This window comes from Lyngbya aestuarii BL J (assembly GCF_000478195.2).
Lineage (GTDB): Bacteria > Cyanobacteriota > Cyanobacteriia > Cyanobacteriales > Microcoleaceae > Capilliphycus > Capilliphycus aestuarii.
Genome location: NZ_AUZM01000297.1, coordinates 1 through 742, shown reverse-complemented (window position 1 = coordinate 742; position 742 = coordinate 1). Strand labels below are relative to the sequence as shown.

At 42.2% G+C, this 742-nt stretch carries 1 protein-coding gene; it reads right to left on the bottom strand.

Annotated elements, in window-relative coordinates; all coding sequences use genetic code 11:
• On the bottom strand, nucleotides 1–742 hold a 742-nt coding region (locus M595_RS28190), incomplete at both ends, for an acyltransferase domain-containing protein (RefSeq protein ID WP_023069950.1).

Here is a 742-nt window from a genome sequence, read left to right as displayed (position 1 = left end):
AACCAATTAATCTCCACTCCGGCTACATACAACTGAGATAAACTCGATAATATTGTTTGCCAATTGTCTTGTTTAGGCGTCAGACTTGCCAACCACAATTTATCACTGTTTCCCAAACAACTTTGTCCTAAACTCATTAACGTTGGCTTCGGCCCGATTTCTACAAAAACATCTATTCCCAACTGGTTTAATGTCTCTATTCCAGAAGCAAATTTCACCGAATGACGGAGATGACGACACCAATATTCTGCGGTTGTTATTTCTTCGGTTGCCAATGTTCCCGTAACGTTAGAAATAATATCAATCGACGGCAGATTATACTTAATTTTTTCGGCGACTTCCCTAAACTCGTCTAACATCGGTTCAACCAGATGAGAATGAAACGCATGGGAAACCGGGAGTTTTTGGGTTTTGTATCCTTGTTGATTGAGAGATTCTACAACTTGGTTAACGGCTTGAGTTTCACCGGAAATAACGGTATTTTTGGGACTGTTAATAACAGCTATTTCTACAAGATTCGGCTGTGACTCCAGACAAGCTTTTACCGTGTTTTCGTCGGCAAAAACCACAACCATTTCGCCATTTTGCGGAAGTTGCTGCATTAAACGGGCGCGACTGGCAACGAGTTGGAGTCCATCTTCTAAACTGAAGACTCCCGCAACACAAGCGGCGACATATTCTCCGAGACTATGACCGATGAGAATATCCGGTTGAATTCCCCAAGATTTCCACAGTTGAAACA